The 24431-nt window shown below is 61.3% G+C and carries 26 protein-coding genes; 18 read left to right on the forward strand and 8 right to left on the reverse strand.

The genetic code is table 11. From position 1 onward, the window contains the following. The first annotated feature begins 9 nt into the window (after window positions 1-9). Window positions 10-1320, forward strand: coding sequence for a citrate synthase (gltA, locus tag AC1RMF_RS09020; RefSeq protein WP_342616902.1), 1311 nt, complete (start codon window positions 10-12; stop codon window positions 1318-1320). Window positions 1321-1388: 68 nt separating this feature from the next. Here gltA and AC1RMF_RS09025 read toward each other — a convergent pair whose 3' ends face one another. Further along, window positions 1389-2168, reverse strand: a complete 780-nt coding sequence (locus AC1RMF_RS09025; protein WP_342616901.1) for a helix-turn-helix transcriptional regulator — start codon at window positions 2166-2168, stop codon at window positions 1389-1391. 91 nt (window positions 2169-2259) lie between these two features. Between AC1RMF_RS09025 and leuC the strand changes: the two genes are divergently transcribed. The 12 genes from leuC to accD all read left to right on the forward strand — a co-directional run bounded on the left by leuC (window position 2260) and on the right by accD (window position 14769). After that, complete coding sequence (leuC, locus tag AC1RMF_RS09030; RefSeq protein WP_342616900.1) at window positions 2260-3708, forward strand: 3-isopropylmalate dehydratase large subunit; 1449 nt, start codon at window positions 2260-2262, stop codon at window positions 3706-3708. Window positions 3709-3717: 9 nt separating this feature from the next. Beyond that, entirely contained in the window at window positions 3718-3846 is a 129-nt protein-coding gene (locus AC1RMF_RS09035; RefSeq protein ID WP_342616899.1) for an entericidin A/B family lipoprotein, read from the forward strand. Then, window positions 3843-4493 (forward strand): 3-isopropylmalate dehydratase small subunit, encoded by a 651-nt coding sequence (gene leuD / locus AC1RMF_RS09040; RefSeq protein WP_493141192.1) that lies wholly within the window; start codon window positions 3843-3845, stop codon window positions 4491-4493. Before AC1RMF_RS09035 ends, leuD begins: the two co-directional genes overlap by 4 nt. Window positions 4494-4498: 5 nt before the next feature. Continuing rightward, window positions 4499-4831 carry an antibiotic biosynthesis monooxygenase family protein gene (locus AC1RMF_RS09045; protein WP_342616897.1) on the forward strand — a complete coding sequence of 111 codons (333 nt, stop codon included), beginning with the start codon at window positions 4499-4501 and terminating at the stop codon, window positions 4829-4831. Between the two features lie 12 nt (window positions 4832-4843). Then, a complete protein-coding gene (gene leuB, locus AC1RMF_RS09050) occupies window positions 4844-5914 on the forward strand; it encodes a 3-isopropylmalate dehydrogenase (protein ID WP_342616896.1) in 1071 nt (356 codons plus the stop codon). A 286-nt stretch (window positions 5915-6200) separates the two neighbouring features. Then, entirely contained in the window at window positions 6201-7331 is a 1131-nt protein-coding gene (gene asd, locus AC1RMF_RS09055; protein WP_342616895.1) for an aspartate-semialdehyde dehydrogenase, read from the forward strand. Between the two features lie 230 nt (window positions 7332-7561). Then, a complete protein-coding gene (locus AC1RMF_RS09060; protein WP_493141193.1) occupies window positions 7562-10135 on the forward strand; it encodes a motility hub landmark protein FimV in 2574 nt (857 codons plus the stop codon). 47 nt (window positions 10136-10182) lie between these two features. Further along, complete coding sequence (gene truA, locus AC1RMF_RS09065; protein ID WP_493141194.1) at window positions 10183-10968, forward strand: tRNA pseudouridine(38-40) synthase TruA; 786 nt, start codon at window positions 10183-10185, stop codon at window positions 10966-10968. Beyond that, window positions 10965-11711: a phosphoribosylanthranilate isomerase gene (locus tag AC1RMF_RS09070; RefSeq protein ID WP_493141195.1), complete on the forward strand. Its 747-nt coding sequence runs from the start codon at window positions 10965-10967 to the stop codon at window positions 11709-11711. Before truA ends, AC1RMF_RS09070 begins: the two co-directional genes overlap by 4 nt. After that, complete coding sequence (gene trpB, locus AC1RMF_RS09075) at window positions 11712-13019, forward strand: tryptophan synthase subunit beta (RefSeq protein ID WP_493141196.1); 1308 nt, start codon at window positions 11712-11714, stop codon at window positions 13017-13019. Next, the gene (trpA, locus tag AC1RMF_RS09080; RefSeq protein WP_493141197.1) at window positions 13016-13849 is read left to right on the forward strand and encodes a tryptophan synthase subunit alpha; all 834 of its coding nucleotides are present in this window, start codon (window positions 13016-13018) and stop codon (window positions 13847-13849) included. Before trpB ends, trpA begins: the two co-directional genes overlap by 4 nt. Before the next feature lie 47 nt (window positions 13850-13896). Continuing rightward, window positions 13897-14769, forward strand: coding sequence for an acetyl-CoA carboxylase, carboxyltransferase subunit beta (gene accD, locus AC1RMF_RS09085; RefSeq protein WP_342616889.1), 873 nt, complete (start codon window positions 13897-13899; stop codon window positions 14767-14769). Here the strand turns inward: accD and AC1RMF_RS09090 are convergent. Next, window positions 14766-15335 (reverse strand): YggT family protein, encoded by a 570-nt coding sequence (locus tag AC1RMF_RS09090; RefSeq protein WP_342616888.1) that lies wholly within the window; start codon window positions 15333-15335, stop codon window positions 14766-14768. The genes accD and AC1RMF_RS09090 overlap by 4 nt on opposite strands. A 90-nt stretch (window positions 15336-15425) precedes the next feature. Between AC1RMF_RS09090 and lysS the strand changes: the two genes are divergently transcribed. Genes lysS through AC1RMF_RS09115 form a run of 5 tightly spaced genes read left to right on the forward strand, consistent with a single transcriptional unit; the run spans window position 15426 to window position 20089 of the window. Next, on the forward strand, window positions 15426-16973 hold the full coding sequence (lysS, locus tag AC1RMF_RS09095) for a lysine--tRNA ligase (RefSeq protein ID WP_493141198.1): 1548 nt from the start codon (window positions 15426-15428) through the stop codon (window positions 16971-16973). Window positions 16974-16989: 16 nt separating this feature from the next. Further along, window positions 16990-18384 (forward strand): tetratricopeptide repeat protein, encoded by a 1395-nt coding sequence (locus AC1RMF_RS09100; protein WP_493141199.1) that lies wholly within the window; start codon window positions 16990-16992, stop codon window positions 18382-18384. A gap of 36 nt (window positions 18385-18420) precedes the next feature. Beyond that, window positions 18421-19329: a DMT family transporter gene (locus tag AC1RMF_RS09105; RefSeq protein ID WP_493141200.1), complete on the forward strand. Its 909-nt coding sequence runs from the start codon at window positions 18421-18423 to the stop codon at window positions 19327-19329. Then, window positions 19326-19832, forward strand: a complete 507-nt coding sequence (locus AC1RMF_RS09110; protein WP_493141201.1) for a YgjP-like metallopeptidase domain-containing protein — start codon at window positions 19326-19328, stop codon at window positions 19830-19832. The genes AC1RMF_RS09105 and AC1RMF_RS09110 overlap by 4 nt, the downstream gene beginning before the upstream one ends. Window positions 19833-19867: 35 nt before the next feature. Beyond that, window positions 19868-20089: a hypothetical protein gene (locus tag AC1RMF_RS09115; RefSeq protein ID WP_493141202.1), complete on the forward strand. Its 222-nt coding sequence runs from the start codon at window positions 19868-19870 to the stop codon at window positions 20087-20089. A gap of 68 nt (window positions 20090-20157) precedes the next feature. Here the strand turns inward: AC1RMF_RS09115 and AC1RMF_RS09120 are convergent, their stop codons facing one another. Genes AC1RMF_RS09120 through era form a run of 6 tightly spaced genes read right to left on the reverse strand, consistent with a single transcriptional unit; the run spans window position 20158 to window position 24371 of the window. After that, on the reverse strand, window positions 20158-20334 hold the full coding sequence (locus AC1RMF_RS09120) for a hypothetical protein (RefSeq protein WP_342616882.1): 177 nt from the start codon (window positions 20332-20334) through the stop codon (window positions 20158-20160). Between the two features lie 58 nt (window positions 20335-20392). Then, window positions 20393-21487 carry a beta-N-acetylhexosaminidase gene (gene nagZ, locus AC1RMF_RS09125; RefSeq protein WP_493141203.1) on the reverse strand — a complete coding sequence of 365 codons (1095 nt, stop codon included), beginning with the start codon at window positions 21485-21487 and terminating at the stop codon, window positions 20393-20395. A 41-nt stretch (window positions 21488-21528) separates the two neighbouring features. Then, the gene (acpS, locus tag AC1RMF_RS09130; protein WP_493141204.1) at window positions 21529-21921 is read right to left on the reverse strand and encodes a holo-ACP synthase; all 393 of its coding nucleotides are present in this window, start codon (window positions 21919-21921) and stop codon (window positions 21529-21531) included. Next, on the reverse strand, window positions 21918-22676 hold the full coding sequence (locus AC1RMF_RS09135) for a pyridoxine 5'-phosphate synthase (RefSeq protein WP_493141205.1): 759 nt from the start codon (window positions 22674-22676) through the stop codon (window positions 21918-21920). Before AC1RMF_RS09135 ends, acpS begins: the two co-directional genes overlap by 4 nt. Continuing rightward, window positions 22673-23425 carry a DNA repair protein RecO gene (gene recO / locus AC1RMF_RS09140; protein ID WP_493141206.1) on the reverse strand — a complete coding sequence of 251 codons (753 nt, stop codon included), beginning with the start codon at window positions 23423-23425 and terminating at the stop codon, window positions 22673-22675. Before recO ends, AC1RMF_RS09135 begins: the two co-directional genes overlap by 4 nt. Next, window positions 23412-24371 carry a GTPase Era gene (gene era, locus AC1RMF_RS09145; protein ID WP_493141288.1) on the reverse strand — a complete coding sequence of 320 codons (960 nt, stop codon included), beginning with the start codon at window positions 24369-24371 and terminating at the stop codon, window positions 23412-23414. The genes recO and era overlap by 14 nt, the downstream gene beginning before the upstream one ends. Window positions 24372-24431 lie beyond the last annotated feature (60 nt).

The following is a 24431-nucleotide window of genomic DNA, read 5'->3' on the forward strand; positions in this document are numbered from 1 at the left end:
AGGCGAAAGATGAAACTAGCTGACAACAAAGCCACGATGTCGTTCAGTAACGGCGCCCCCAGCGTGGACTTGCCGGTCTATCAAGGATCGGTGGGACCGGATGTGATCGACATCCGCAAGCTGTATGCCCAGACCGGCATGTTCACTTACGATCCGGGCTTTCTGTCCACGGCATCGTGTCAGTCCGCCATCACGTACATCGACGGTGACAAGGGTGAGCTGCTGTACCGCGGCTACCCCATCGAACAATTGGCCGTGAATTGTGACTTCATGGAAACCTGCCACCTGCTGCTGTACGGAAACCTGCCCAACGCAGCCGGCAAGGCCGACTTCACCCGCCGCGTGACCCAGCACACCATGGTCAATGAGCAGATGCAGTTCTTCCTGCGCGGCTTCCGTCGTGACGCGCACCCCATGGCCATCATGACCGGCTTGGTCGGCGCCCTGTCTGCGTTCTACCATGACAGCACCGACATCAACAATCCGGAGCACCGCGAAATCTCGGCCATCCGTCTGATTGCCAAGATGCCGACCCTGGTTGCCATGGCCTACAAGTACAGCGCAGGTCAGCCCTACATGTACCCCAAGAATTCGCTGAGCTACGCTGGCAACTTCATGCACATGATGTTTGCCACGCCCTGCGAAGACTACGAGGTCAACCCCGTGATCGAACGCGCCCTGGACCGCATCTTCATCCTGCACGCGGACCACGAGCAAAACGCCTCCACCTCCACCGTGCGCCTGTGCGGTTCTTCCGGCACCAACCCGTTTGCTGCCATTGCAGCCGGCGTGGCATGCCTGTGGGGCCCTGCCCACGGTGGCGCCAACGAAGCCTGCCTGAACATGCTGGAAGACATCCAGCGCATGGGCGGCGTGGCCAAGGTCGGCGAGTTCATGAACCAGGTCAAGGACAAGAGCTCCAACGTCAAGCTCATGGGCTTTGGTCACCGCGTGTACAAGAACTACGATCCGCGCGCAAAGCTGATGCAAGAGACTTGCAAGGAAGTGCTGACGGCTCTGGGTCTGGAAAACGATCCTCTGTTCAAGCTGGCTATGGCGCTGGAAAAGATTGCCCTGGAAGACGACTACTTCGTGCAGCGCAAGCTCTACCCGAACGTGGACTTCTACTCTGGCATCGTGCAGCGCGCCATCGGCATCCCTGTGAGCCTGTTCACCGCCATCTTTGCACTGGCCCGTACCGTGGGCTGGATCGCCCAGCTCAACGAAATGATCGGTGACCCCGAGTACAAGATCGGTCGTCCCCGTCAGCTGTTCACCGGCTCTGCACGTCGCGACGTGCTGCCCATCGGCCAACGCTGATCAGCCTGCCCCTGAAGCCCGCCGCACGGCAACGTCGGCGGGCTTTTTCATGGGCGTTCCCATTGGATTTACGTTGGCGCCACGGGCACCAGACACACCAGCTTGCATTCGGTCTGAGACGCCACCAATAGCGTAGTCTGTTGATACAGGATGCGCCTACCGTCAGCGGCCATGAATCCACGCTCTCCCCCTTCCCGGTGCAGCACCGCCTGCTCACGCCACATCCTGGTGAACAGCGGGCTATTGGAGGACAGTTCATCAATCAGCGCCTGCATCGCAGCGTCCCGCGGGCGCCGGCTGAAATCGGATCGGAACTCGGCCACCAGACGTTGTGCCCGCTCCGCCCAATCGGCTATCAGTGTCTGGGCCTCAGGTGAAAGAAACACAAAGCGCAACAGATTTCTGTCCCGCCCATCGTCGAGCCAGCCGATGAACAACTGGGATGCAGCCGCGTTCCAGGCCCGCGCAGTCCACAGATGATCCAACAAGTAAGCGGGCACCTGGAACAGACCGGGCAAGGTCAATACCTCCGCGGGCAATTCAGTATGCGGTTGCATTGGCTCCGTCGGGTCGCGCCGTCCCGCCAGATCAAACAAGGAGGCGCGCTCTGCCGGGTTCAGATGCAATGCGTCGGACAGCCGGGCCAGGGCCGCAGGCGATGCAGACACGTCCCGCCCCTGCTCCAACCAGGTGATCCAGGTCACGCCCACTCCGGTGGCCTCGGCCAACTCCTCCCGTCGCCAGCCCGGTGTGCGCCTGCGCCCAGCCACCTTGGCGGGAACCGGCAGACGTTCACGGTGTGCACGAATGAAGGCGCCTAGCAAAGCACGGGGGTCAGATCGGGTCATGGTGAAATTTATACCAGGATAAATAGACTTCTTGTACCAGTTTAAAAACAGGTGCACGATAGCACCTTTGCACCCATTCAAAGGACAACGCATGAGTCGAACGCTGTACGACAAACTCTGGGACGAGCATGTCGTCCACACCGAGGACGATGGCACTTCCATCCTGTACATAGATCGCCATCTGGTGCACGAAGTCACCAGCCCCCAGGCCTTTGAAGGCCTGCGCGAGGCCGGCCGCAAGGTATGGCGCGTCAGCTCCATCGTCGCTACGGCCGACCACAACACGCCCACCACCGGATGGGAGCGCGGCTATGACGGCATCACCGACCCCACCAGCAAAGAACAGGTCACCACACTGGACCACAACATCCAGGAATTTGGATCTGCGGCGTACTTCCCTTTCCTGTCCAAACGCCAGGGCATCGTGCACGTCATCGGTCCGGAAAACGGCGCGACCCTGCCTGGCATGACCGTGGTGTGCGGTGACTCCCACACCTCCACCCATGGTGCCTTTGGCGCTCTGGCGCACGGCATTGGCACCAGCGAAGTGGAGCACGTCATGGCCACCCAGACGCTGTTGGCCAAGAAGGCCAAGAACATGCTGGTCAAGGTGGAAGGCGCGTTACCCAAGGGCTGTACCGCCAAGGACATCGTGCTGGCCATCATCGGCAAGATAGGCACTGCCGGCGGCACCGGCTACACCATCGAATTCGGAGGCTCTGCCATCCGTGCCCTCAGCATGGAAGGCCGAATGACCGTCTGCAACATGGCGATTGAAGCCGGTGCACGTGCCGGTCTGGTTGCAGTGGATGAAAAGACCATCGACTACATCAAGGGGCGTCCTTTGGCTCCCGGAGCCAATGCCGCCAATGAAGCTGCAGCGGCTGTCGAGTGGGACCAGGCCGTTGCCTACTGGAAGACGCTGCATACCGATGCGGGTGCCCATTTTGATTCGGTGGTGGAACTCGACGCGTCGCGTATCGTTCCTCAGGTCACCTGGGGCACTTCGCCTGAAATGGTGCTGGGTATTGATGGCAGCGTGCCCGACCCCGACAAGGAGAAAGACGTCAACAAGCGCGGGGCCATCGAGCGCGCACTGACCTACATGGGCTTGGAACCCGGCAAACCGCTCAACGACATCTTTGTCGACAAGGTGTTCATCGGCTCCTGCACCAACAGCCGCATCGAAGACATGCGCGAAGCCGCCGCGGTGGTCAAGAGCCTGGGCCAAAAAGTGGCCAAAAACATCAAGCTGGCCATGGTCGTGCCAGGCTCCGGTCTGGTGAAGGAGCAGGCTGAACGCGAAGGTCTGCACGAGATATTCAAGGCGGCAGGTTTTGAATGGCGCGAGCCCGGTTGCTCCATGTGCCTAGCCATGAATGCCGATCGGCTCGAACCCGGTGAGCGCTGCGCTTCTACCAGCAACCGCAACTTCGAAGGGCGCCAGGGCGCCGGTGGCCGCACGCATCTGGTCAGTCCGGCCATGGCGGCCGCAGCTGCCATTCACGGCCATTTCGTCGATGTGCGCAAGTTCAGCTAAGGAGCATCCATGAAACGATTCCTCTCACTCTACATGGTGGCCGGATTGCTGCTCGTCTCCGGCTGCAACACCGTCAAAGGCATGGGCCAGGACCTGAAGAAGGTTGGCGAAAAAATTGAAGGCGCTGCACAAAAATGAAAAACTTCACCGTACACAAAGGCCTGGTGGCCCCTATGGACCGCGAAAACGTGGATACCGACGCCATCATCCCCAAGCAGTTTCTCAAGTCCATCCGCAAGACCGGCTTTGGTCAGAATCTGTTTGACGAATGGCGTTACCTGGATGCTGGTTACCCCGGCCAGGACCCTGCCAGCCGCAAGCCCAACCCGGACTTTGTGCTGAACCAGCCGCGCTACCAGGGTGCCTCGATTCTGTTGGCCCGCAAGAACTTTGGTTGCGGCTCCTCGCGCGAACACGCGCCTTGGGCGCTGGACCAGTTTGGCTTTCGGGCCATCATTGCGCCCAGCTACGCCGATATCTTCTTCAACAACAGTTTCAAGAACGGCCTGCTGCCCATCGTGCTGACAGAAGCCCAGGTGGACCAGTTGTTCCATGAAGCGCTGGCATTTCCCGGCTACCAGCTGACCATTGATCTGGAGCGTCAGGTCATCGTCAAGCCGCAAGGCGACGAAATTCCGTTCGAAGTGCAGGCCTTTCGCAAGTACTGCCTGCTCAACGGTTTTGACGACATTAGCTTGACCCTGCGCCATGCCGACAAGATCAAGGCCTTTGAAAACCAGCGTCTGGCAACCAAACCCTGGCTGGCCCGCAGCATGGTGAGCTGAACGGCATGAGCTCCTCCAGTTTTGCCAAGCTGCCCAAGCCACCCTATTACGCGGTGATTTTTTCGTCCCTGCGTACTCCGGGTGATCACGGCTATGACGCGATGAGCGAACGGATGGTGGAGCTGGCCATGGGCCAGCCCGGCTTTCTGGGCGCGGAAAGTGCACGGGACGCGCAAGGCTTTGGCATCACGGTGTCCTACTGGCAGGACGAGGCCAGCATTCGCGCATGGAAGAGCCACGCAGAGCACCGCATTGCGCAGGAAACCGGACGCCAACGCTGGTATGAACATTACGAAACGCGCGTCGCCAAAGTGGAACGCGCCTACTCTCTTACATAAACAGGAATACGCATGAAGATTGCAATACTGCCAGGCGATGGCATTGGCACCGAAATCGTGGCTGAGGCCGTCAAGGTCCTCAACGCCCTGGACCTTTCCTTTGAAATGGAAACCGCCCTGGTGGGTGGTGCCGCATACGAGGCGCATGGCCATCCCCTGCCCGAGTCCACGCTCAAGTTGGCCAAGGAGGCCGATGCCGTGTTGTTCGGCGCCGTGGGTGACTGGAAATACGACAAGCTCGACCGCCCCTTGCGCCCCGAGCAAGCCATTCTGGGCCTGCGCAAAAACCTGGGCTTGTTTGCCAATTTCCGCCCGGCCATCTGCTACGAGCAACTGGTGGGCGCCTCCAGCCTCAAGCCCGAGTTGATTGCCGGCCTGGACATCCTCATCATCCGTGAGCTGACCGGCGATATCTACTTCGGCCAACCACGTGGCCGCCGTGTCGCCACCGACGGCCATTTCCCAGGCGCGGAAGAAGCCTTTGACACCATGCGCTACAGCCGCCCCGAGATCGAACGCATTGCCCACGTCGCCTTCCAGGCTGCCCAGAAACGCAGCAAGCGCGTCACCAGTGTCGACAAGAACAACGTGCTGGAAACCTCCCAGCTCTGGAAGGATGTGATGGTCGAAATCGGCAAACAATACCCGGATGTGGAACTCGACCACATGCTGGTGGACAACGCCGCCATGCAGTTGGTCAAGGCGCCCAAGAAGTTTGACGTGCTGGTTACCGGAAACATGTTCGGCGACATCCTCAGTGATGAAGCCTCCATGCTCACCGGCTCCATCGGCATGCTGCCCTCGGCCAGCCTCAACAGCAAGAACCAGGGGCTGTACGAACCCAGCCACGGCAGCGCTCCGGACATCGCTGGCAAGGGTATTGCCAACCCGCTAGCAACTATTCTGAGCGCGGCCATGATGCTGCGTTTTAGCCTGAACCAGGAAGCGGCTGCCCTGCGCATTGAGGCGGCTGTGCAGAAGGTCCTGCAGCGAGGCCTGCGCACGGCCGACATCTACAGCGCAGGTACCACCAAGGTCAGCACGCGCGAGATGGGCGAAGCTGTCGTCAAGGCGCTTGACTGAGGCAGTTGACACTGAATTCGGGCAGCTTGCTGTGGGCTGCCCGAAATGTAAGCTGGCAACACAACGGTATCCGGTACAATTGCAACCCATGTTTCACGCCCTCGCGTTCATCCTGAACTCCACGCCCGCCGCCAAGGCTGGTGTCGCCGTGCGTGCAACTTCCACCAAAACCACGACCATTAAGGGCTGATCCAGCTCCGGTATCGTCGTGCGCCCCCCCGGCCAGACGAGCCGGGGCAAACAGTCTGGTCTGGCACTGTTTTTGATTTTTTGAAAGGGCGATGAAATGAGCAAGTTGGTAGGTTTGGTCGGCTGGCGCGGCATGGTCGGCTCTGTGTTGATGGATCGCATGCAGGCTGAAGACGACTTCGCCCTGATCGAGCCAGTGTTCTTCTCCACATCCAACTCGGGCGGCAAGGCACCTGCACAAGCCAAGAACGAGACCACGCTGCAGGACGCATTCAACATCGAAGCGCTCAAGCGTTGCGAAATCATCATCAGTGCACAGGGTGGCGACTACACCACCGAAGTCTTCCCCAAGCTGCGGGATGCGGGCTGGAACGGGCACTGGATTGACGCCGCCTCCACCCTGCGCATGGAAAAGGATGCCGTCATCATCCTGGACCCGGTCAACATGCCAGTCATCAAGAATGCCCTGGCCCATGGTGGCAAGAACTGGATTGGCGGCAACTGCACCGTCAGCTGCATGCTGATGGGCGTGGGCGCACTCTACAAGGCCGGTCTGGTCGAATGGATGTCCACCCAAACCTACCAGGCAGCCTCAGGCGGCGGTGCGCAGCACATGCGCGAACTGCTGACCCAGTACGGCACCCTGAACGCCGAGGTCAAGGCGCTGCTGGACGATCCCAAGAGTGCCATTCTGGAAATCGACCGCAAGGTCATCGCCAAGCAGCGTGCGCTGACCGCTGCCGAAACAGCCAACTTCGGCGTGCCACTGGGTGGCTCCCTGATTCCCTGGATCGACAAGGATCTGGGCAACGGCATGTCCAAGGAAGAATGGAAAGGCCAAGCCGAGACCAACAAGATCCTGGGCCAAGGTGCCAACTTCGGTACGGCTGAAACACCGGTGGACGGCTTCTGCGTACGCGTAGGTGCCATGCGCTGCCACAGCCAGGCACTGACCTTCAAGCTGAAGAAGGATGTGCCCGTGGCCGACATCGAGGCCATGATTGCTGCCGACAACCAATGGGTCAAGGTGGTTCCCAACACCCGCGAAGCTACCATCCAGGATCTGACCCCCGTGGCCGTGACCGGCACCATGACCATTCCCGTGGGTCGCATCCGCAAAATGGCGATGGGACCGGAATACCTGGGCGCGTTCACCATCGGTGACCAGTTGCTGTGGGGCGCCGCCGAGCCGCTGCGCCGTATGCTGCGAATCCTGCTGGAAGCCTGATCCGAATCCAGGCAGCGACCCACCCGGACGTTTGCCCGGGTCGTTGCCAACGGACAACAACCCAGGCAGTGCCAGATGCATACAATCTGGCACTGCAAACTTAAAAGCAACCTTAGCTTGTCAGTCTAAGACATTGATGCTATGGTACTTTTTAGTTTTTTAGAGTCAGGCATTTGCGTCGCGGTGAAGGCGCATGCAAGCGGCTAGCCTGATCACCGGAGGCTCATAAATTGATCGAAAAGTCACATCGTTGGCAGAGAACAGTAGTCGCTGCGGCGGCCATCACACTCATGGGGTTCTCTGCAACGCAGGCATGGGCACTCTCTTTGGGCCGCATCAGCGTTCAGTCCGCACTGGGTGAACCGTTGCGGGCAGAGATTGATGTCCCCAACATCAGCGCAGAAGAAGCCGCATCCCTCAAGGCCACGGTTGCAACGCCGGCCGCGTTTGTTGCTGCCGGGCTGGAATACAACGCTGCCATGTCGGAGCTGCAAGCGACCCTGTCGCGCCGGGCCGACGGTCGGGCCTACCTGAAGTTAAGCACGACCCGCCCCATCAATGATCCCTTTGTGGACATGATTCTGGAGGCCAGTTGGTCGTCGGGCCGGATTGTGCGCGACTTCACCATGCTGTTTGACCCACCGTCGCTCAAGCAGGCTGCGACGGTTGCCCCCACGTTGCCGCAAACCTCCAGTGTTCCCGCAACACCTGCGGTGTCAGCACCGGTGAAGCCACCCGTGGTCGCTCCTGCCCCGGTTGAGCCTGTTGCGCGCTCCACTGCAGGCAGCAAGTCAACAACGCCTGCCGCGCAAAAACCGGTACCACCCGCAGCCACGCCCAAGCCGGAGCGTGCCCCAGGCCAGCAAGTCACGGTCAAACCGGGCGACTCAGCCAGCAAGATCGCCATCAACAGCAAGGCCAGCGACGTGTCACTGGATCAAATGCTGGTGGCCTTGTTGCGCGCCAATCCTGATGCCTTCACAAAAGGCAATTTGAACCGCTTGCGCGCCGGTGCGGTGCTGGACCTGCCCAGCGCGGATCAGGCAAAGTCCATCTCTGCAGCCGAAGCTGCACAAACTGTCGTCGCCCAGAGCAAGGACTTCAACGAATTCCGCCGCAATCTGGCCGCAGGCGCTCCCAAGGCAGCAGTGGAAACCCCGAACCGCAAGGCTACGGGCAGCGTGGAGGCCAAGGTCGACGACAAGAAGCCAGCCAGCACTGCGGCGGACAAGCTCACCTTGTCCAAGGGTGCCTTGAAATCCAAGGCTGACGAAGAGGCAAAGGTTGCCAAGGAGCGCGCCGACGCGGACGCCAAGGCTCGCGCGGCGGAACTTGCCAAGAATATCGAAGACCTCAAGAAACTCAGCTCGGCCAGCGGCGCTGCACCTGCCGGAGCGGCCTCTCAGGCTGTACCGGCCTTGGCTGTGCCCGCCAGCAAGCCGACCGCATCGGAACCCGCTTTGCCGGCCTCGGCTGCTGCAAACGCACCGGTGGCAAAGCCCGCCGCATCCGCTCCCGCCAAACCCGCGAGTCCACCGCCTGCACCTGCGGCCGAACCCGGACTGATAGACCAGTTGATGGAGGATCCCACATTGCCCCTGGCAGGTGGTGGCCTGGTGGCTCTGCTGGGCGGATTTGCCCTGTATCGCCGGCTCAAGAAAAAGAAGCAGGAGCCGCATGTTGACAGCTCCTTCCTCGAAAGCCGTTTGCAGCCGGACTCATTCTTTGGCACCAGCGGTGGTCAGCAGGTGGATACGGCACAGGACGCAGCAACGTCCGGCGGCTCTTCTTCCATGGGCTTCAGCAACAGCCAGATGTCGTCCCCGGACGACGTGGATCCGGTCGCCGAGGCAGACGTCTATCTGGCATATGGCCGCGACATGCAGGCGGAAGAAATCCTCAAGTCGGCATTGGCCGTCAGCCCCGAGCGTCTGGCGATCCATACCAAGCTGCTGGAAATCTATGCCAAACGTCGGGATACCGCCAGCTTCCAGACCGGAGCCAACAATGTCTTCAAATTGGTGGGAGCCGACAGCCCAGAGTGGACCCGCATCTGCGAGCTGGGCCTGAGCATTGACCCAGAGAATCCGCTGTACCAACCGGGTGGAGCCAGCAATACCGCCTTCGCCTCGCTGGAACAAAAGGCCATTGAGCAAGGGCAGGCCACAGCTGCGATCGACGCACAGACTCCGGCTACCACCGACCTGGATCTTGATCTGGACCTGGACTTCTCTGCCGATGAAGTTGCACCGGCAGAGACTGGCACGCCAGACTTTGAAATCCCCGATGCCAATGCAACGGTTGGCTTGGAAACTGCCGAACCCGAGATTTCAAATAGCCTGGACTTCGATATGTCCGGGGTCGCCGAGCTGGATAGCCCCTCGTCCGAGCCTTCGGCCGAACCGGAAGCCGCTGGCCCGGATATTTCTCTGTCGCTTGACGACATCAATCTGGACCTGCCGGCGCCCGCTGCTGAGCCAGCTGCGGTGGAACTGCCGTCCTTCGAACTGCCCGAACCTGCTCCAGCACCTGCCGCTGAGGCACCAGCAGAAAGCAAGTCCGACGATGGCATGCTGGAGTTCGACCTTGGCTCCCTGTCACTGGATCTGGGACCCAGCGCCGATTCGCCCGAGTCAGCCGGCGCTACGGGAGACAACTCGCTGGAGACCAAGTTGGCTTTGGCCGAAGAGTTCGTCTCCATCGGCGACAACGATGGTGCCCGCGCGCTGATTGAAGAGGTGGTGGCAGAAGCTACCGGTGAGCTGCGTGAGCGGGCTCAACGCGCGCTGTCCAATCTGAGATAGGCGTTGCCCATCCTGTGCACAGCTGCGCAGACGGCTGAAGAATTGTTGTGAGAGTTGCTTTAGGCGTCAGTTACAACGGCCAGGGATACCAGGGCTGGCAAAGCCAGCCCTCGGGCCAGACCATTCAGGACAAGCTGGAAAAAGCCCTGTCGACCTTTGTGGCGCGGGACCGCGTCTCCACCCTGTGCGCCGGACGCACCGATGCGGGTGTACACGCGCTCATGCAGGTAGTGCACTTCGATACCGACTGCGAGCGCACGCCCTACGCATGGGTACGCGGCACCAACGCCAATCTGCCCCGCGACATCGCCGTGCAGTGGGCCGTACCTACCACCGCTGAATTCCATTGCCGAGCGTCCGCCATCTCGCGCCGCTACGCCTATGTGTTGCTGGAATCACCGATTCGCCCCAGCGTGGAAGCGGGTCGCGTGGGGTGGAGTTTTCGTCCACTCGACTTGGCCGCCATGCGGCAGGCCGCCGACATGCTGCTGGGCGAGCACGACTTCACGTCCTTCAGAGCATCCCAATGCCAGGCACTGACACCCGTCAAAACCGTGCTGGACATCGGCCTGCACAAGCGCGGCGCATACTGGCGCATGGAGTTTGAAGCCAACGCATTTTTGCATCACATGATCCGCAACATCATGGGCTGCCTGGTACAGATTGGCCAGGGAGCCAAACCACCGCAATGGATGGCGGAGGTGCTGGCGGCGCGTGACCGGCGTGCCGCCGCACCCACCTTTTCGCCGGACGGGCTGTATTTCCTGGGGCCGCGCTACGACGCCAAATGGGGCATGCCGGATCGCACACCTGCGTATGATGGCTTGCCATGACGCAGCAGACCCCCAACCCAACCCAAGCCCCCCTTCTCCCTACCCAGCGCACCCGCATCAAGATCTGCGGTTTGACGCGGGAACAGGACCTGGACGCGGCGGTCACGGCCGGCGCTGACGCCATCGGTTTCGTGTTGTATGCCAAAAGCCCACGCGCGGTGACTGCAGAGCGGGCAGCCCAATTGGCCAGGCGCCTGCCTGCCTTTGTGACACCGGTGCTGCTGTTCGTCAACGCCACGCCCGAAGAAATCAAAACAGCTTGCAGCCTGATCCCCGGCGCCCTGCTGCAGTTTCATGGCGATGAGACACCCGCCGATTGCGAGGCCGCCGCCCGCCTGACGGGGGCCGCCTACCTACGCGCCGCCCGTATTCCCCTGGGAGATGGTGCGGCCCGGTTCGACCTCGTAAAATACGCCAACGATTTTTCTCACGCCAAAGCCATTCTGTTGGACGCCCATGTCGACGGATACGGCGGCGGTGGCAAGGTATTCAATTGGTCACTTCTTCCTCCAAGCGTCAGCGCTCACCTCGTCTTGAGTGGTGGACTCAATGCTGCAAACGTGGGCGACGGTATTGCCCAACTGCGGCCACGCTGTAACAGCCTGGCCGTCGATATCAGCTCAGGCGTCGAAGCAGTAGACGCCCAAGGCATTGCCCAAAAAGGCATCAAAGACCCGGAAAAGATCAACCAGTTTGTCGCCGCCGTGCGCGCCGCCGACCAACGCTTTGCAGGAACACGCTAAATGTACGAATACGCCCAACCCGACCTCAGTGGTCACTTTGGAAAGTACGGGGGCAGTTTTGTCTCCGAGACGCTGACCCACGCCATCAACGAACTCAAGGACGCCTACGCCAAGTACCAGCACGACCCGGCCTTCATTGCCGAATTCAAGTCCGAGCTGGCCCACTTTGTAGGCCGCCCCTCCCCGGTCTACCACGCGGCCCGCATGAGCCGGGAAATGGGCGGCGCACAGATCTTCCTCAAACGTGAAGACCTCAACCACACCGGCGCCCACAAAATCAACAACACCATTGGCCAAGCCATGCTCGCCAAGCGCATGGGCAAGCCGCGCATCATTGCCGAAACCGGTGCCGGCCAGCACGGCGTGGCCACGGCCACCATCTGCGCCCGCTATGGTCTGGAATGCGTGGTCTACATGGGCAGCGAGGACGTCAAGCGCCAAAGCCCCAACGTCTACCGCATGAAGCTGCTGGGCGCCACCGTGGTGCCGGTGGAATCAGGCAGCAAGACCCTGAAAGATGCGCTCAATGAAGCCATGCGCGACTGGGTCGCCAACGTGGACAACACCTTCTACATCATCGGCACCGTCGCCGGCCCCCACCCCTACCCGATGATGGTGCGGGACTTCCAGAGCGTCATTGGCGAAGAATGCCTGGTGCAGATGCCCGAAATGCTGGCCGCTGCCGGCTGCAAAAAACCCCAGCCGGATGCAGTGGTTGCCTGCGTAGGCGGCGGCTCCAATGCCATGGGCATCTTCTACCCCTACATCAAGGAAGAAGGTACCCGCCTCATCGGCGTGGAAGCGGCTGGCGAGGGCATGGACAGCGGCAAACATTCCGCCAGCATCCAGCGCGGCAGCCCCGGCGTGCTGCACGGCAACCGCACCTATGTGCTGCAGGATGACAATGGCCAGGTGACCGAAACGCACAGCATCAGCGCCGGTCTGGACTATCCCGGCGTGGGTCCGGAACATGCCTTCCTGAACGATATTGGCCGCGCCGAGTACGTGGGCATTACCGACACCGAGGCGCTGGAGGCATTCCACTACCTGTGCCGCACCGAGGGCATCATCCCGGCCCTGGAGTCCAGCCACGCGGTGGCGTATGCCATGAAGCTTGCCAAGACCATGCGGCCCGACCAGTCGATTCTGGTGAATCTGTCGGGACGTGGAGACAAGGATATCGGCACGGTGGCCGACCTGAGCAATGCCGATTTCTATTGCCGCCCCAGTTGCAAGGGCCAATCGGTCAAAGGAGGTGGCATGGCACAGGAGCAAGTCGTGTCCGTGGTGAAAGGAGCCTCGAAATGAGCCGTATCACCCCTACCCTGTCCGCCCTGCAAGCGCAGAACCGCAAGGCCCTGATTCCCTTCGTCACCGCAGGCTATCCGTATGCGGATGTCACGCCCGAACTGATGCACGCGATGGTGGCCGGTGGTGCCGACATCATCGAGCTGGGCGTCCCGTTCTCTGACCCCAGCGCCGACGGCCCGGTCATCCAAAAGGCTGGCGACAAGGCACTCGCCTTCGGCATTGGCCTGACACAGGTGCTGGAGATGGTGCGCGCGTTCCGCAAGGACAACAACAAGACGCCGGTGGTACTCATGGGCTACGCCAACCCGGTGGAGCGCTACGACCAGAAGCATGCCGCGAGCATGCCCGCAGACTCCACCGCCAGCGCCTTTGTGCGCGACGCTGCAGCCGCTGGCGTGGATGGCGTGCTGATCGTGGACTATCCGCCAGAGGAATGCGAGGCCTTTGCCGCCGACTTGCGAGCGCACGACCTGGACTTGATCTTCCTGCTGGCGCCCACCAGCACGGACGAGCGCATGCAACAGGTGGCCCGCGTGGCCAGCGGCTATGTGTACTACGTGTCGCTCAAGGGCGTCACCGGTTCCGGCGCGCTGGATACCGACGCCGTGGAGGCCATGCTGCCGCGCATCCGCTCGCATATCAGCGTGCCGGTTGGCGTGGGTTTTGGCATCCGTGATGCCGCGACGGCCCGTACCATTTCGCGCGTGGCCGACGCCGTAGTGATCGGCAGCAAGATCATCCAGCTGTTGGAAGACCAGCCCCGCGAGAAGGTGGGCGCTACCGCCCAAACTTTCCTGGCGGGGATCCGTCAGGCTTTGGATTCATAATTACGCCCAATCGGACACCCGTTGGATACCGCACAGGAGAACTGCCCATGAGCTGGCTTGAGAAACTATTGCCCCCGAAAATTCAGCACACCGACCCCACCGAGCGTCGCAGCGTGCCCGAAGGCCTGTGGATCAAATGCCCCAGCTGTGAGGCTGTTCTCTACAAGACCGACCTGGAGCAAAACCAGAACGTCTGCCCCGGTTGCGGTCACCACCACCGCATCGGCGCCCGTGCCCGCCTCAACACCTTTCTGGACAACGAAGGCCGCTTCGAGATCGGCCAGGAAGTGCTGCCGGTGGACGCGCTCAAGTTCAAGGACAGCCGCAAGTACCCCGAACGCCTCAAGGAAGCCCTGGAAAACACCGGCGAGACCGATGCCCTGGTGGTCATGGGCGGCGCTGTGCACGGCGTGAGCCTGGTGGCTGCTTGCTTTGAGTTCGAATTCATGGGTGGCAGCATGGGCTCGGTCGTGGGTGAGCGTTTTGTGCGTGGCGTGGAAACCGCCATTGAACAAAAAGTGCCCTTTGTCTGCTTTACCGCGACCGGTGGTGCCCGCATGCAAGAAGGCTTGCTCAGCCTGATGCAGATGGCCAAGACCAATGCGTCCCTCACCCGCCTGGCCAAGAAAGGCCTGCCCTACATCAGCGTGCTGACAGACCCGACCATGGGCGGCGTAAGTGCCGGATTTGCCTTCCTGGGTGACGTGGTGATTGCCGAACCCAAGGCGTTGATCGGCTTTGCCGGCCCGCGCGTGATCGAGTCCACCGTGCGCGTGACGCTGCCAGAAGGCTTTCAGCGCGCCGAGTTCCTGCAGACCAAAGGCGCCATCGATTTCATCTGTGACCGCCGCGAACTGCGCAAGACCATCGCCGAGACGCTGGCCATGCTGCAGCGCCAGCCGGCCGATGCGGTGATCTAAAGCGCCATTCCCAGCACGCTGGCCTGCAGCGTGCCCAATACGATGGCTGCAATCTGCAGCAGTACCAGCAAGGCCAGCGGCGACAAGTCCACGCCGCCTACCAGCGGAATGATGCGGCGTATGGGCGTGAGCGCTGGGGCGACTAGGCGCTCCATCAGATCCGATAGGTACGACTGAGTCTGCACCCAGGAAAGCACCGCGTAGACGATCACCAGCCCGGTGAGCGACGAGATGGCCATGCGGGCCACACCGAACAGCGCCAGCACCAGCACGCCGATCCAGCCGGCACCGCCACCCAGCATCAGCCACTGCGCGCCAAACAGCGCCAGTTGCGCCAGGAAGGCGGCCACCAGACTGGCTGTATCCCAACGCCCCAACGCAGGCAGCACGCGGCGCAGCGGCAGCACCAGCCAGTCGGTTACGGCAAAGATGAACGGGCCAATCGGGTTGCCGGAACGCGCCGACATGGGAATGCGCTGGTGCTGCATATAGAGGCGCAGCAGGCACACACCGGTCAAGAGTCCGGCAACGACTTCCAGCAAAAGCGAAACGATTTGGTACAGCATGGCGGGTGGGAGTTTGGTACCAGGGAATCATAGCCCGAGCCACCCTCTTAGAATCGAGGGTTACGCTCCCTACCAACAAGCAAGCCATCCATGTCCGAACAAAATACCGCCGCACCCGCTCCCCAAGACGAAAACCAGCTGATCCTGGAGCGCCGTGAAAAACTCAAGGCCCTGCGCCTGGCGCAGCAAGATGGCAAGGGCGTGGCCTTCCCCAACGACTTTCAGCCCACCCACAAGGCCGAACAGCTGTTTGCAGAGTTCGACCCGCACTCCACCGAAATTCTGGCTGGCATGAATGTGCAGGCCAAGGTGGCTGGTCGCATGATGCTCAAGCGCGTCATGGGCAAGGCCAGCTTCTGCACCTTGCAGGATGCTTCGTTTGGCCCCAGTGGTGGCCGCATCCAGATTTACGTCAAGGGCGAAGATGTGGGTGCCGACCTGTACGCCGCGTTCAAGCACTGGGACCTGGGTGACATCGTGGCTGCCGAAGGCACCGTGTTCAAGACCCGTACCGGTGAACTCTCCATCCACGCCACCAGCGTGCGTCTCTTGACCAAGAGCCTGCGCCCCATGCCCGACAAGTTCCACGGCATCAACGACCAGGAAGTGAAGTACCGCCAGCGCTATGTGGACCTAATGACCGATGAGGAATCGCGCAAGCGCTTTGTGGCGCGCAGCAAGGCAGTGAGCGGCATCCGCGAGTTCATGGTGCAACATGGCTTTCTGGAAGTGGAAACACCCATGCTGCACCCCATTCCCGGTGGGGCCAATGCCAAGCCTTTTGTTACCCACCACAATGCCCTGGACCAGCAGATGTTCCTGCGCATTGCGCCCGAGCTGTACCTCAAGCGCCTGATCGTGGGCGGCTTTGATCGCGTGTTTGAGATCAACCGCAACTTCCGCAACGAAGGCATCTCGGTGCGCCACAACCCCGAGTTCACCATGATGGAGTTCTATGCAGCGTACTGGAACTACCAGGACCTGATGAGCTTCACCGAGCAGCTGGTGCGTGACGCCGCCATCAAGGCTGGTGACTCACTGCACCTGACCTATGGCGGCAAGCCAGTCGACCTGTCACAACCATTCGAGCGGCTAACGATTGTGCAGGCTATCCAGAAATACACCGAAGCCGGTGAGAACGTGTTTGATACGCAATGGCTGATCAATGCACTGCGCAAGTTGGGACACACCGAAGCCAAGCACCACCTCTCCACACGCAGCCTGGCCAGCCTGCAGGTGATGTATTTCGAAGAGACGGTGGAAGACAAGCTCTGGAATCCGACCTTCATCTGCGAGCACCCGGTGGAAATCTCCCCACTGGCGCGCGAGAGTGATACCAAACCCGGCGTGACCGAGCGGTTTGAGCTCTACATCACTGGCCGCGAATTCGGCAACGGTTTCAGCGAACTTAACGATGCCGAAGACCAGGCCGCGCGCTTCCACGCGCAAGTTGCCGCCAAGGAAGCCGGTGACGATGAAGCCATGTACTTTGACCATGACTTCGTGCGGGCGCTGGAGTACGGCATGCCCCCGACCGGCGGCTGCGGCATCGGCATTGACCGCCTGATGATGCTGCTCACCGACAGCGCCAGCATCCGCGACATCATCTTGTTCCCGGCCCTGCGTCGCGAAGCCTGAGGCGCTTTGGCAGCCCATGGAGGAAAGCGTCGAAGCCCAGGCCACGGCGCTGTTTCAGCAGGGCCTGCAGCTGCAGCAAACCGGCCATTGGGGCGACGCAGAGCGTTGCTACCGGCAAGCCATCGCCCTGGCTGATTCGTTTGCCGAAGCCCATGGCAACCTGGGCTTTGTGCTGGACCAGCAAGGTGACAAGGAACAGGCCGAGGCTTGCTACCGCGCGTCCATCGTGCGCAACCCCACCATTGCCACCATCCATCTGAATCTGGGCGCGTTGCTGGCCCGGCAAAAGCGGCACGGTGAAGCCGAAGCAAGCTACGCTGCGGCCTTGGCGCTGGAGCCTGAATCCAGCGCGGTCTGGTCCAACCTGGGCGCGCTCAACCTCAGCCTGCAGCGTGAGGAAACTGCGGAAGCCTGCCTGCGCCACGCCATCACCCTCTCTGCCGAGAATGCCAACGCCCGCTTCAATCTGGCCTATCTGCAACTGCGCCGTGGCAACTGGGAAGAAGGCTGGCAACTGTTCGAATCGCGTGACTGGTACCGGGCCCTGGCGCAACGGCTGCCCTTTGCCCGTTGGCATGGGCAGGACCTGACAGCTAAGACGCTGTTGGCGTGTTACGAGGCCGGGCATGGCGACATGATCCACCTGGTGCGCTACATCCCTTTGCTCAAGGCGCGCGGTGCACATCGGGTGGAGCTTCTTTGTCACCCTGCCCTCACCACACTGCTGCAAACCGTGGAGGGCGTGGATGCCGTTCACCCATTCGATGGCGCGCTGCCGCAAGCAACGTTCGACTATTGGATGCCATTGCTGAGTGCGCCCTTGCACTTCCATACGCGTCCGGACAATGTTCCGGCACCCGCGCGCTACCTGCAGACCGCCCCCGACAAACGTGCCTATTGGGCGCGGCATTTGCCCAAACATGCCGGGCGCCGCATAGGACTGGTCTGGAAAGGCAACCCGAAGTTCGAGAATGACCGCGACCGGTCATTGGCGCACCTGGACATGCTGAGCCCGTTGTGGCAGATACCCGATGTGCAGTACGTGAGCCTGCAAAAAGGCATGGGCGAAGACGAGGTACCAGCCTGCGCCACCGAGCAGCCCCTGGTTCACCTGGGCAGCGCCATGCAGGACTTCGCCGACGCCGCTGCGATCATCGACCAGCTGGATCTGGTGATTGCGGTGGACACCGCAATGGCACACCTGGCTGGCGCCCTGGGCAAGCCATGCTGGCTGCTACTGCCCTGGTACATGACGGACTGGCGCTGGGGCGCAGAAGGAAACACCTCCGTCTGGTATCCGCAATCCATGCGACTGTTCCGCCAAAGCAGCGACGATGATTGGGCAACTGTGATCGCCAATGTGGCGCAGGCTTTGCGAGACTCATTTCCGTTTGCCCGTGTTCCGCTCTAGCCCTGTCTCTACCCAACCGTCCGCAATCAACACCCCATGCAAAACCAATCAACCCGCGGCATTTTGTACCTGTGCCTTGGCGTGCTGGTCTTCTCCTTGCAGGACGCCATCATCAAGCAGGTCAGCGGTGGCTACGCGCTCACGCAGGTGGTGTGCATGCGCTCCCTGGTCGGGCTACCCATTCTTTGGTTTCTGATGCGCAAGGAAGTCGGCTGGGCCACCCTGTTGCAAGTGCACTGGCTGCCTTTGGCTGCGCGCGGTTTGATCATGCTGGGCGCCTATACCGCCTACTACATGGCATTTCCGGCGCTGCCGCTGGCCGATGCCGTGGCGCTGTATTTCACGGTGCCCTTGTTTGTGACCGGGCTTGCTGGGCCGGTGCTGGGCGAACACATAGGCTGGAAGGTATGGGCAGCCGTCACGCTGGGCTTTGGTGGCGTGCTGGTGATGCTGCAACCGGGCTCCGGCCTGTTTGAACCGGCTGCGCTGCTGTCGCTGCTATCGGCCGCGATGTACGGGAGCGCGATGCTGATGGCCCGCAAATTCGGCAACCAATTACCCACCTCGGTGATGGCGTTCTACCAGAACGGTTTTTTTCTTCTGGGTTCTGCCCTGGGTGCCGCCTTGCTCTCGGTTGCGGGGCTGGAGCATGCCACCCATCCCAGCCTGGTGTTTCTGGTGCGCCCGTGGGTAATGCCCACTCTGGGTGATGCATTGCTGATCAGCGTGTGCGGCGTCGTGGCGGCAGCTGGCACGCTGTTCCTGACCACGGCTTACCGGGTCGCCAAAAGCAGCACGGTGACACCCTTTGAATACACCGGAATTCTGTGGGCGCCTTTGTGGGGCTTTTTGTTCTTTGGCGAAGTGCCCAAGTTCACGACCTTTGTGGGCGCCATGGTGATCGGCATTGCGGGATTGATTGCCATGCGTCTGTCCCGGAAATGAGCAGTCCCTATTTACGCGGTTATCCCTCAGAAACCGTGGCCCAGGTGGAAGGCCTGTTGCAGGCCGGCAAGCTGGGCTCCTGGCTGCAGAAGAAGTACCCCGGCGCACACGGCATGCGCGATGACCGCTCGCTGTTTGCCTATGTGCAGGAGCTCAAGCAGGAATATCTGCGCGGCGCGCATATGGTGAGCAAGGTGCTGTACGACAACAAGCTGCAATTGGTGCTGAACGCCTTGGGCACGCACACCAACATCGCGCGCGTGCAAGGTTCGCAGCTCAAGGCCAAGCGCGAGATCCGCATTGCCTCGCTGTTCAAGGACACGCCACTGGAGTTCCTGCGCATGATTGCCGTGCACGAACTGGCCCACTTGCGCGAGCGCGACCACGACAAGAATTTCTACAAGCTGTGCTGCTACATGGAGCCCGCCTATCACCAGCTGGAGTTCGAGGTGCGTGTGTACCTGACCTATCTGGATACCGATGCCGGACCGCTCTGGTCATAATGGCACATCTGCCACTGCCTGCCATTGCACACACCATGACCCGCCAAAGCCCTTGGGCCACCAAAGTCGCCAGCCTGATCCAGGGCGGCAACGAAGCCGCAGCGCTCGCGCAAATCAAAGTGGCGCCCAGCGTGAAAGACCTGCAGCAACTGCGCAAGCTCCTGGGGGCAGCGCTGGCGCGGCACCCCAATGTGGACGACGCCACCAGTGACATGATCGTGACCCTGTCTTCTCCACGCTTGCATCGCTCGCCCTGAGTCGCTGGCTGCAAAGGGACGGAAAAAAGGCCTCGAATGAGGCCTTGTTCATGTGCGCAGACGCATGCTTACTGGGCTGCAGCCGCCTTCTTGTGCTTGACCTTGTGGTGTTTGGCCTTGACATGCTTCTTCACCACATGTGCCTTTTTGTGGGCCGGCTTCTTGGCTGGCTCGGCGGTCTGTGCCATGGTGGCACCGGCAAAGGCGAGCATCATCGCGGCAACAATCAGGGACTTCAATTTCATCGTTCGCTCCAAATATTGAAAAGGGCCTAAAAAACCCAGGGGCATCCTAGCATGGGCATCAGGCAATCCAGTCCAATGCATGCATGTAAGCCGGGTGAACCATCAGTTCATCCCATTCGACTGCACCCTGGCGTGGTAACAATGACACACGGCGCTCTTCGCTGGCCTCACGGGGCTCCCAGACACCTTTGACCTGGGCCTCGGTCAATCCATCGATCAGCTCGTCAACCGCCTTGCCGCCGCCCTCACTGTCCGGCACGGACTGGTTGCACAACAGCACCATGTCGCAGCCTGCCTGCAGTGCGGCTACAGCAGCCTCGGTATAGCTCAGTTGCTGGCCGTCCAGCACACGGGCGCCGGCCATGGACAAGTCATCACTGAAGATGGCGCCGGTAAAGCCCATCTGGCCGCGCAGAATTTCGCCCAGCCATTTCTCCGAGAATCCGGCCGGGCGGCTGTCCACCTTGGGGTAGATGACGTGGGCGGGCATGACGCTGTTCATGCTGGTGCTGAGCCAGCGGTACGGCGCTGCATCATCGGCCAGAATGGCCTTGAGGCTGCGGCGGTCCACCGGCACATCGGTATGGGAATCCGCCTTGACAAATCCATGGCCCGGAAAGTGTTTGCCGCAGTTGGCCATGCCGCTTTGCAACAGCCCGTGCATCACGCTTTTGGCCAGCAGACTGACCACACGTGGATCGCGTGCAAAGGCACGGTCGCCGATCACGCCGCTGGAGCCATAGTCCAGGTCCAGCACCGGGGTGAAGCTCATGTCCACACCGCAGGCACGCAGCTCGGCACCCAGCACATAGCCGCAGGCCGTAGCGGCGTTGGTGGCATCCAGTGGGCCCGCTTTGCTCTGACCTTTGGGCTCGGCCATCCACATCTCGCCCAAGGCCCGCATGGGTGGCAAATGGGTAAAGCCGTCGGTCTTGAAGCGTTGCACCCGGCCACCCTCATGGTCCACACAAATCAGCAGATCGGGACGAATCTTCTTGATGCTGCGGCACAGCGCGGTCAATTGGGCACGATCTTTCCAGTTGCGGGCGAACAGGATCATGCCGCCCACCAGCGGATGCTGAAGGCGTTCGCGGTCCACCTTGGAGAGTGTCAAACCGGCAATATCGATGATGAGGGGTGCGTGAGGTGTCATTTCGGTCGGGGAAGTTGGGTGGGTAGGTTCGGGTGGGACGCTCAGGCTGTCTCCACCACGCAAAAGCTGGCGGCGTAATCCGATTCATCGGTCACGCTGACATGGGCGCGCAGACCCTGGGAATCAAACCATTCTTTCAGTTCGCCATGCAACACGATGACCGGCTTGCCACTGAGCTCCTTGCCAATTTCGCACAAGCGCCAGGTCATGGGCATGCGCATACCGAGGCCGATGGCCTTGCTGAAGGCCTCCTTGGCACTGAATCGGGTTGCCAGGTAGCGCACACCGCGCTCCGGCCAGCGCGCGCTGCGCGCCTTCCAGGTCTTGAATTCCAGGTCGCTCAGGATCTTGAGTGCAAAACGGTCACCATGGCGCTCCAGGCTGGCGCGGATGCGGCGTACATCGCAGATGTCCGTGCCGATGCCGTAAATCATGCTTGCAGGCAACGCAGATAGGCCTGGATGGTGGCCTCGTAGCCCAGCTCCAAGGCATCGGAAATTAGGGCGTGTCCGATGGAGACTTCCTGCACACCGGGCACCTGCTGCACAAAGGCGGCCAGGTTGTGGAGGTTGAGGTCGTGCCCCGCGTTCACACCCAGCCCGGCATCCAGAGCGGCCTGGGCAGCTGCGGCAAAGCGCTGCAATTGCGCGCCCTGCTCCTCGGTACCCCAAGCTGCCGCAAAAGGCTCGGTGTACAACTCGATGCGATCCGCGCCTACGGCTTTTGCCGCTGCCATCGCGGCGGGGTCGGCGTCCATGAACAGACTTACACGCAGGCCCAGGGCGTGGGCTTGCGCAATCACAGGTCGCAACCGGTCTGCATCCGCCGGGAAGTTCCAGCCGTGGTCGCTGGTGAACTGGCCTTCGCTGTCCGGCACAAAGGTCACCTGATGCACCGGCAGATGGCGCGCGCGCAAATCGGCCACGCAGTCCATCAGGTTGTGAAACGGGTTGCCTTCCACATTGAATTCACGGTCGGGCCATGCCTGCAGCAACGCAGCCAGGTCCGTCACATCCTCTGCACGGATGTGGCGGGCGTCCGGCCGGGGGTGCACGGTGATGCCCGAGGCGCCTGCCTGCAGGCACAGCGTGGCGGCACGGGTCACGCTGGGAATACCCAGGTGGCGCGTATTGCGCACCAGCGCCACCTTGTTGAGGTTGACCGATAGAGCGGTGGTAGGGGATTTCATAGGGCTTGTATGTCCATCATCATTTGCCGGGTGCGCAGTGTCCTGACCCCGCAATGGTAGTGCAGCAGTTGGCGCAGCTGCGGTTTGAGTTCGGCCATCATTTCGGCGCAGGCGCGCAGCGTGGTGGTAAAGGGCGCATCGTCTTGCAATGCAGCTTGCACGCGCTTCCATTGCAACCCGTTGAGCGCGCCACGCTCCTCCGCCTGTGCCTGGCGCAGGCCGCCTTCGGGAACCAGGGTGTAGCGGGTTTCGTCTTCCAGTATGCCCAAGGTCATGGTCTGCAGGTCGAGTTGCGGCAACAGGCCGATTTCACGCAACAGCAGCAACTCCCAGGTGCGCAGGGCCGCCTGCAGCACTTCGCCATGCTCGCTGGCAATGATCTGCACCACACGGGCGTAGATATCAAACAGCCGGGGATGCGGATCGTCCCGCGCCAGCAGCGTCAGCAACAGCTCATTGAGGTAATAGCCCGACAGCAAGGCATCACCCGTGGGCATGACATGACCGCCCTGCCACTCAGCACTCTTGAGCGTGCGGATCTCCGCGTCACCGCCATAGGCCACGTGCAGCGGCTGCAAGGGCATGAGAATGGGGCGAAAACTGGAAGTGGGTCGCTTGGCGCCTTTGGCCACCAAGGCAATGCGCCCGTGGTTGCGGGTGAATACTTCCAGGATCAGACTGGACTCGCTCCAGTCGTAGCGATGCAGCACAAAGGCTGGCTCATCAGAAATACGCTTATTCGTAGCCAAAACTGCGCACCCGCGCTTCGTCATCGGCCCAGCCAGAGCGCACCTTCACCCACAGCTCCAGAAACACCTTGGCGTCCGCCAGCTTCTCCAGCTCCACCCGGGTTTCCATGCCGATGCGTTTGATGCGCTCGCCCTTGTCACCGATCACCATGGCCTTGTGACCATCGCGTTCCACCACAATGGTGGCAGCGATGCGCAACAGTCGCTTCTGGCCCTTGCGCTGCGGCGGCTCTTCTTCGAACTTGTCGATGACGACGGTGGAGGTGTAAGGCAACTCGTCACCCGTCAGGCGAAAGAGTTTTTCACGCACCAGTTCGCTGGCCAGAAACTTTTCACTGCGGTCGGTCAGTTCGTCCTCGCCGTACCACCAGGCCTGCTCGGGCAGAAATCCTTCGCAAATGCCAAGCAGGCGTTCCACGTCCTTGGGGTTCTTGGCCGACATGGGAACGAACTCAGCAAACGCGTGCTTCTTTTGCATCTCCTGCAGCCAGGGAGCGATGTCGCCACGGCGGTGCACGTTGTCGAGCTTGTTGGCAACCAGAATGGTTGGGATGTCTTTGCCCAGCAAGGACAGTACCCGGGCGTCCGCCGGAGTGAAGCTGCCCGCCTCCACCACGAGCAGGATCAGATCCACGTCCGAGACTGCGCCTTGCACTGTCTTGTTGAGTGACTTGTTGAGCGCGTTGCCATGCAAGGTCTGAAAGCCGGGCGTGTCCACAAACACAAACTGGGTCTGGCCCTGCGTGCGCATGCCGGTGATGCGGTGCCGCGTGGTCTGTGCCTTGCGCGAGGTGATGCTGATCTTTTGCCCTACCAGGGCGTTGAGCAGAGTGGACTTGCCCACGTTGGGTTTGCCGACGATGGCCACCAGGCCGCAGCGCTGTCCACCGCCGTCCGTGCCGGGCTCGGCCAGCTTGGGCGTGCTCTTCAGCAGGCCCTGCAGCATGGCATCCAGATCAGGCTGGTCCACCTCTTCGATGGTGGGCGCCTCGCTGACAGCTGCCTT

This window comes from Rhodoferax sp. GW822-FHT04A08, assembly GCF_058801025.1.

Coding starts and splice junctions, on each gene's coding strand:
- gltA (WP_342616902.1), top strand. CDS start 10: ATGAAACTAGCTGACAACAAAGCCACGATGTCGTTCAGTAACGGCGCC.
- AC1RMF_RS09025 (WP_342616901.1), bottom strand. CDS start 2,168: ATGACCCGATCTGACCCCCGTGCTTTGCTAGGCGCCTTCATTCGTGCA.
- leuC (WP_342616900.1), top strand. CDS start 2,260: ATGAGTCGAACGCTGTACGACAAACTCTGGGACGAGCATGTCGTCCAC.
- AC1RMF_RS09035 (WP_342616899.1), top strand. CDS start 3,718: ATGAAACGATTCCTCTCACTCTACATGGTGGCCGGATTGCTGCTCGTC.
- leuD (WP_493141192.1), top strand. CDS start 3,843: ATGAAAAACTTCACCGTACACAAAGGCCTGGTGGCCCCTATGGACCGC.
- AC1RMF_RS09045 (WP_342616897.1), top strand. CDS start 4,499: ATGAGCTCCTCCAGTTTTGCCAAGCTGCCCAAGCCACCCTATTACGCG.
- leuB (WP_342616896.1), top strand. CDS start 4,844: ATGAAGATTGCAATACTGCCAGGCGATGGCATTGGCACCGAAATCGTG.
- asd (WP_342616895.1), top strand. CDS start 6,201: ATGAGCAAGTTGGTAGGTTTGGTCGGCTGGCGCGGCATGGTCGGCTCT.
- AC1RMF_RS09070 (WP_493141195.1), top strand. CDS start 10,965: ATGACGCAGCAGACCCCCAACCCAACCCAAGCCCCCCTTCTCCCTACC.
- trpB (WP_493141196.1), top strand. CDS start 11,712: ATGTACGAATACGCCCAACCCGACCTCAGTGGTCACTTTGGAAAGTAC.
- trpA (WP_493141197.1), top strand. CDS start 13,016: ATGAGCCGTATCACCCCTACCCTGTCCGCCCTGCAAGCGCAGAACCGC.
- accD (WP_342616889.1), top strand. CDS start 13,897: ATGAGCTGGCTTGAGAAACTATTGCCCCCGAAAATTCAGCACACCGAC.
- AC1RMF_RS09090 (WP_342616888.1), bottom strand. CDS start 15,335: ATGCTGTACCAAATCGTTTCGCTTTTGCTGGAAGTCGTTGCCGGACTC.
- lysS (WP_493141198.1), top strand. CDS start 15,426: ATGTCCGAACAAAATACCGCCGCACCCGCTCCCCAAGACGAAAACCAG.
- AC1RMF_RS09100 (WP_493141199.1), top strand. CDS start 16,990: ATGGAGGAAAGCGTCGAAGCCCAGGCCACGGCGCTGTTTCAGCAGGGC.
- AC1RMF_RS09105 (WP_493141200.1), top strand. CDS start 18,421: ATGCAAAACCAATCAACCCGCGGCATTTTGTACCTGTGCCTTGGCGTG.
- AC1RMF_RS09110 (WP_493141201.1), top strand. CDS start 19,326: ATGAGCAGTCCCTATTTACGCGGTTATCCCTCAGAAACCGTGGCCCAG.
- AC1RMF_RS09115 (WP_493141202.1), top strand. CDS start 19,868: ATGACCCGCCAAAGCCCTTGGGCCACCAAAGTCGCCAGCCTGATCCAG.
- AC1RMF_RS09120 (WP_342616882.1), bottom strand. CDS start 20,334: ATGAAATTGAAGTCCCTGATTGTTGCCGCGATGATGCTCGCCTTTGCC.
- nagZ (WP_493141203.1), bottom strand. CDS start 21,487: ATGACACCTCACGCACCCCTCATCATCGATATTGCCGGTTTGACACTC.
- acpS (WP_493141204.1), bottom strand. CDS start 21,921: ATGATTTACGGCATCGGCACGGACATCTGCGATGTACGCCGCATCCGC.
- AC1RMF_RS09135 (WP_493141205.1), bottom strand. CDS start 22,676: ATGAAATCCCCTACCACCGCTCTATCGGTCAACCTCAACAAGGTGGCG.
- era (WP_493141288.1), bottom strand. CDS start 24,371: ATGCTGCAGGGCCTGCTGAAGAGCACGCCCAAGCTGGCCGAGCCCGGC.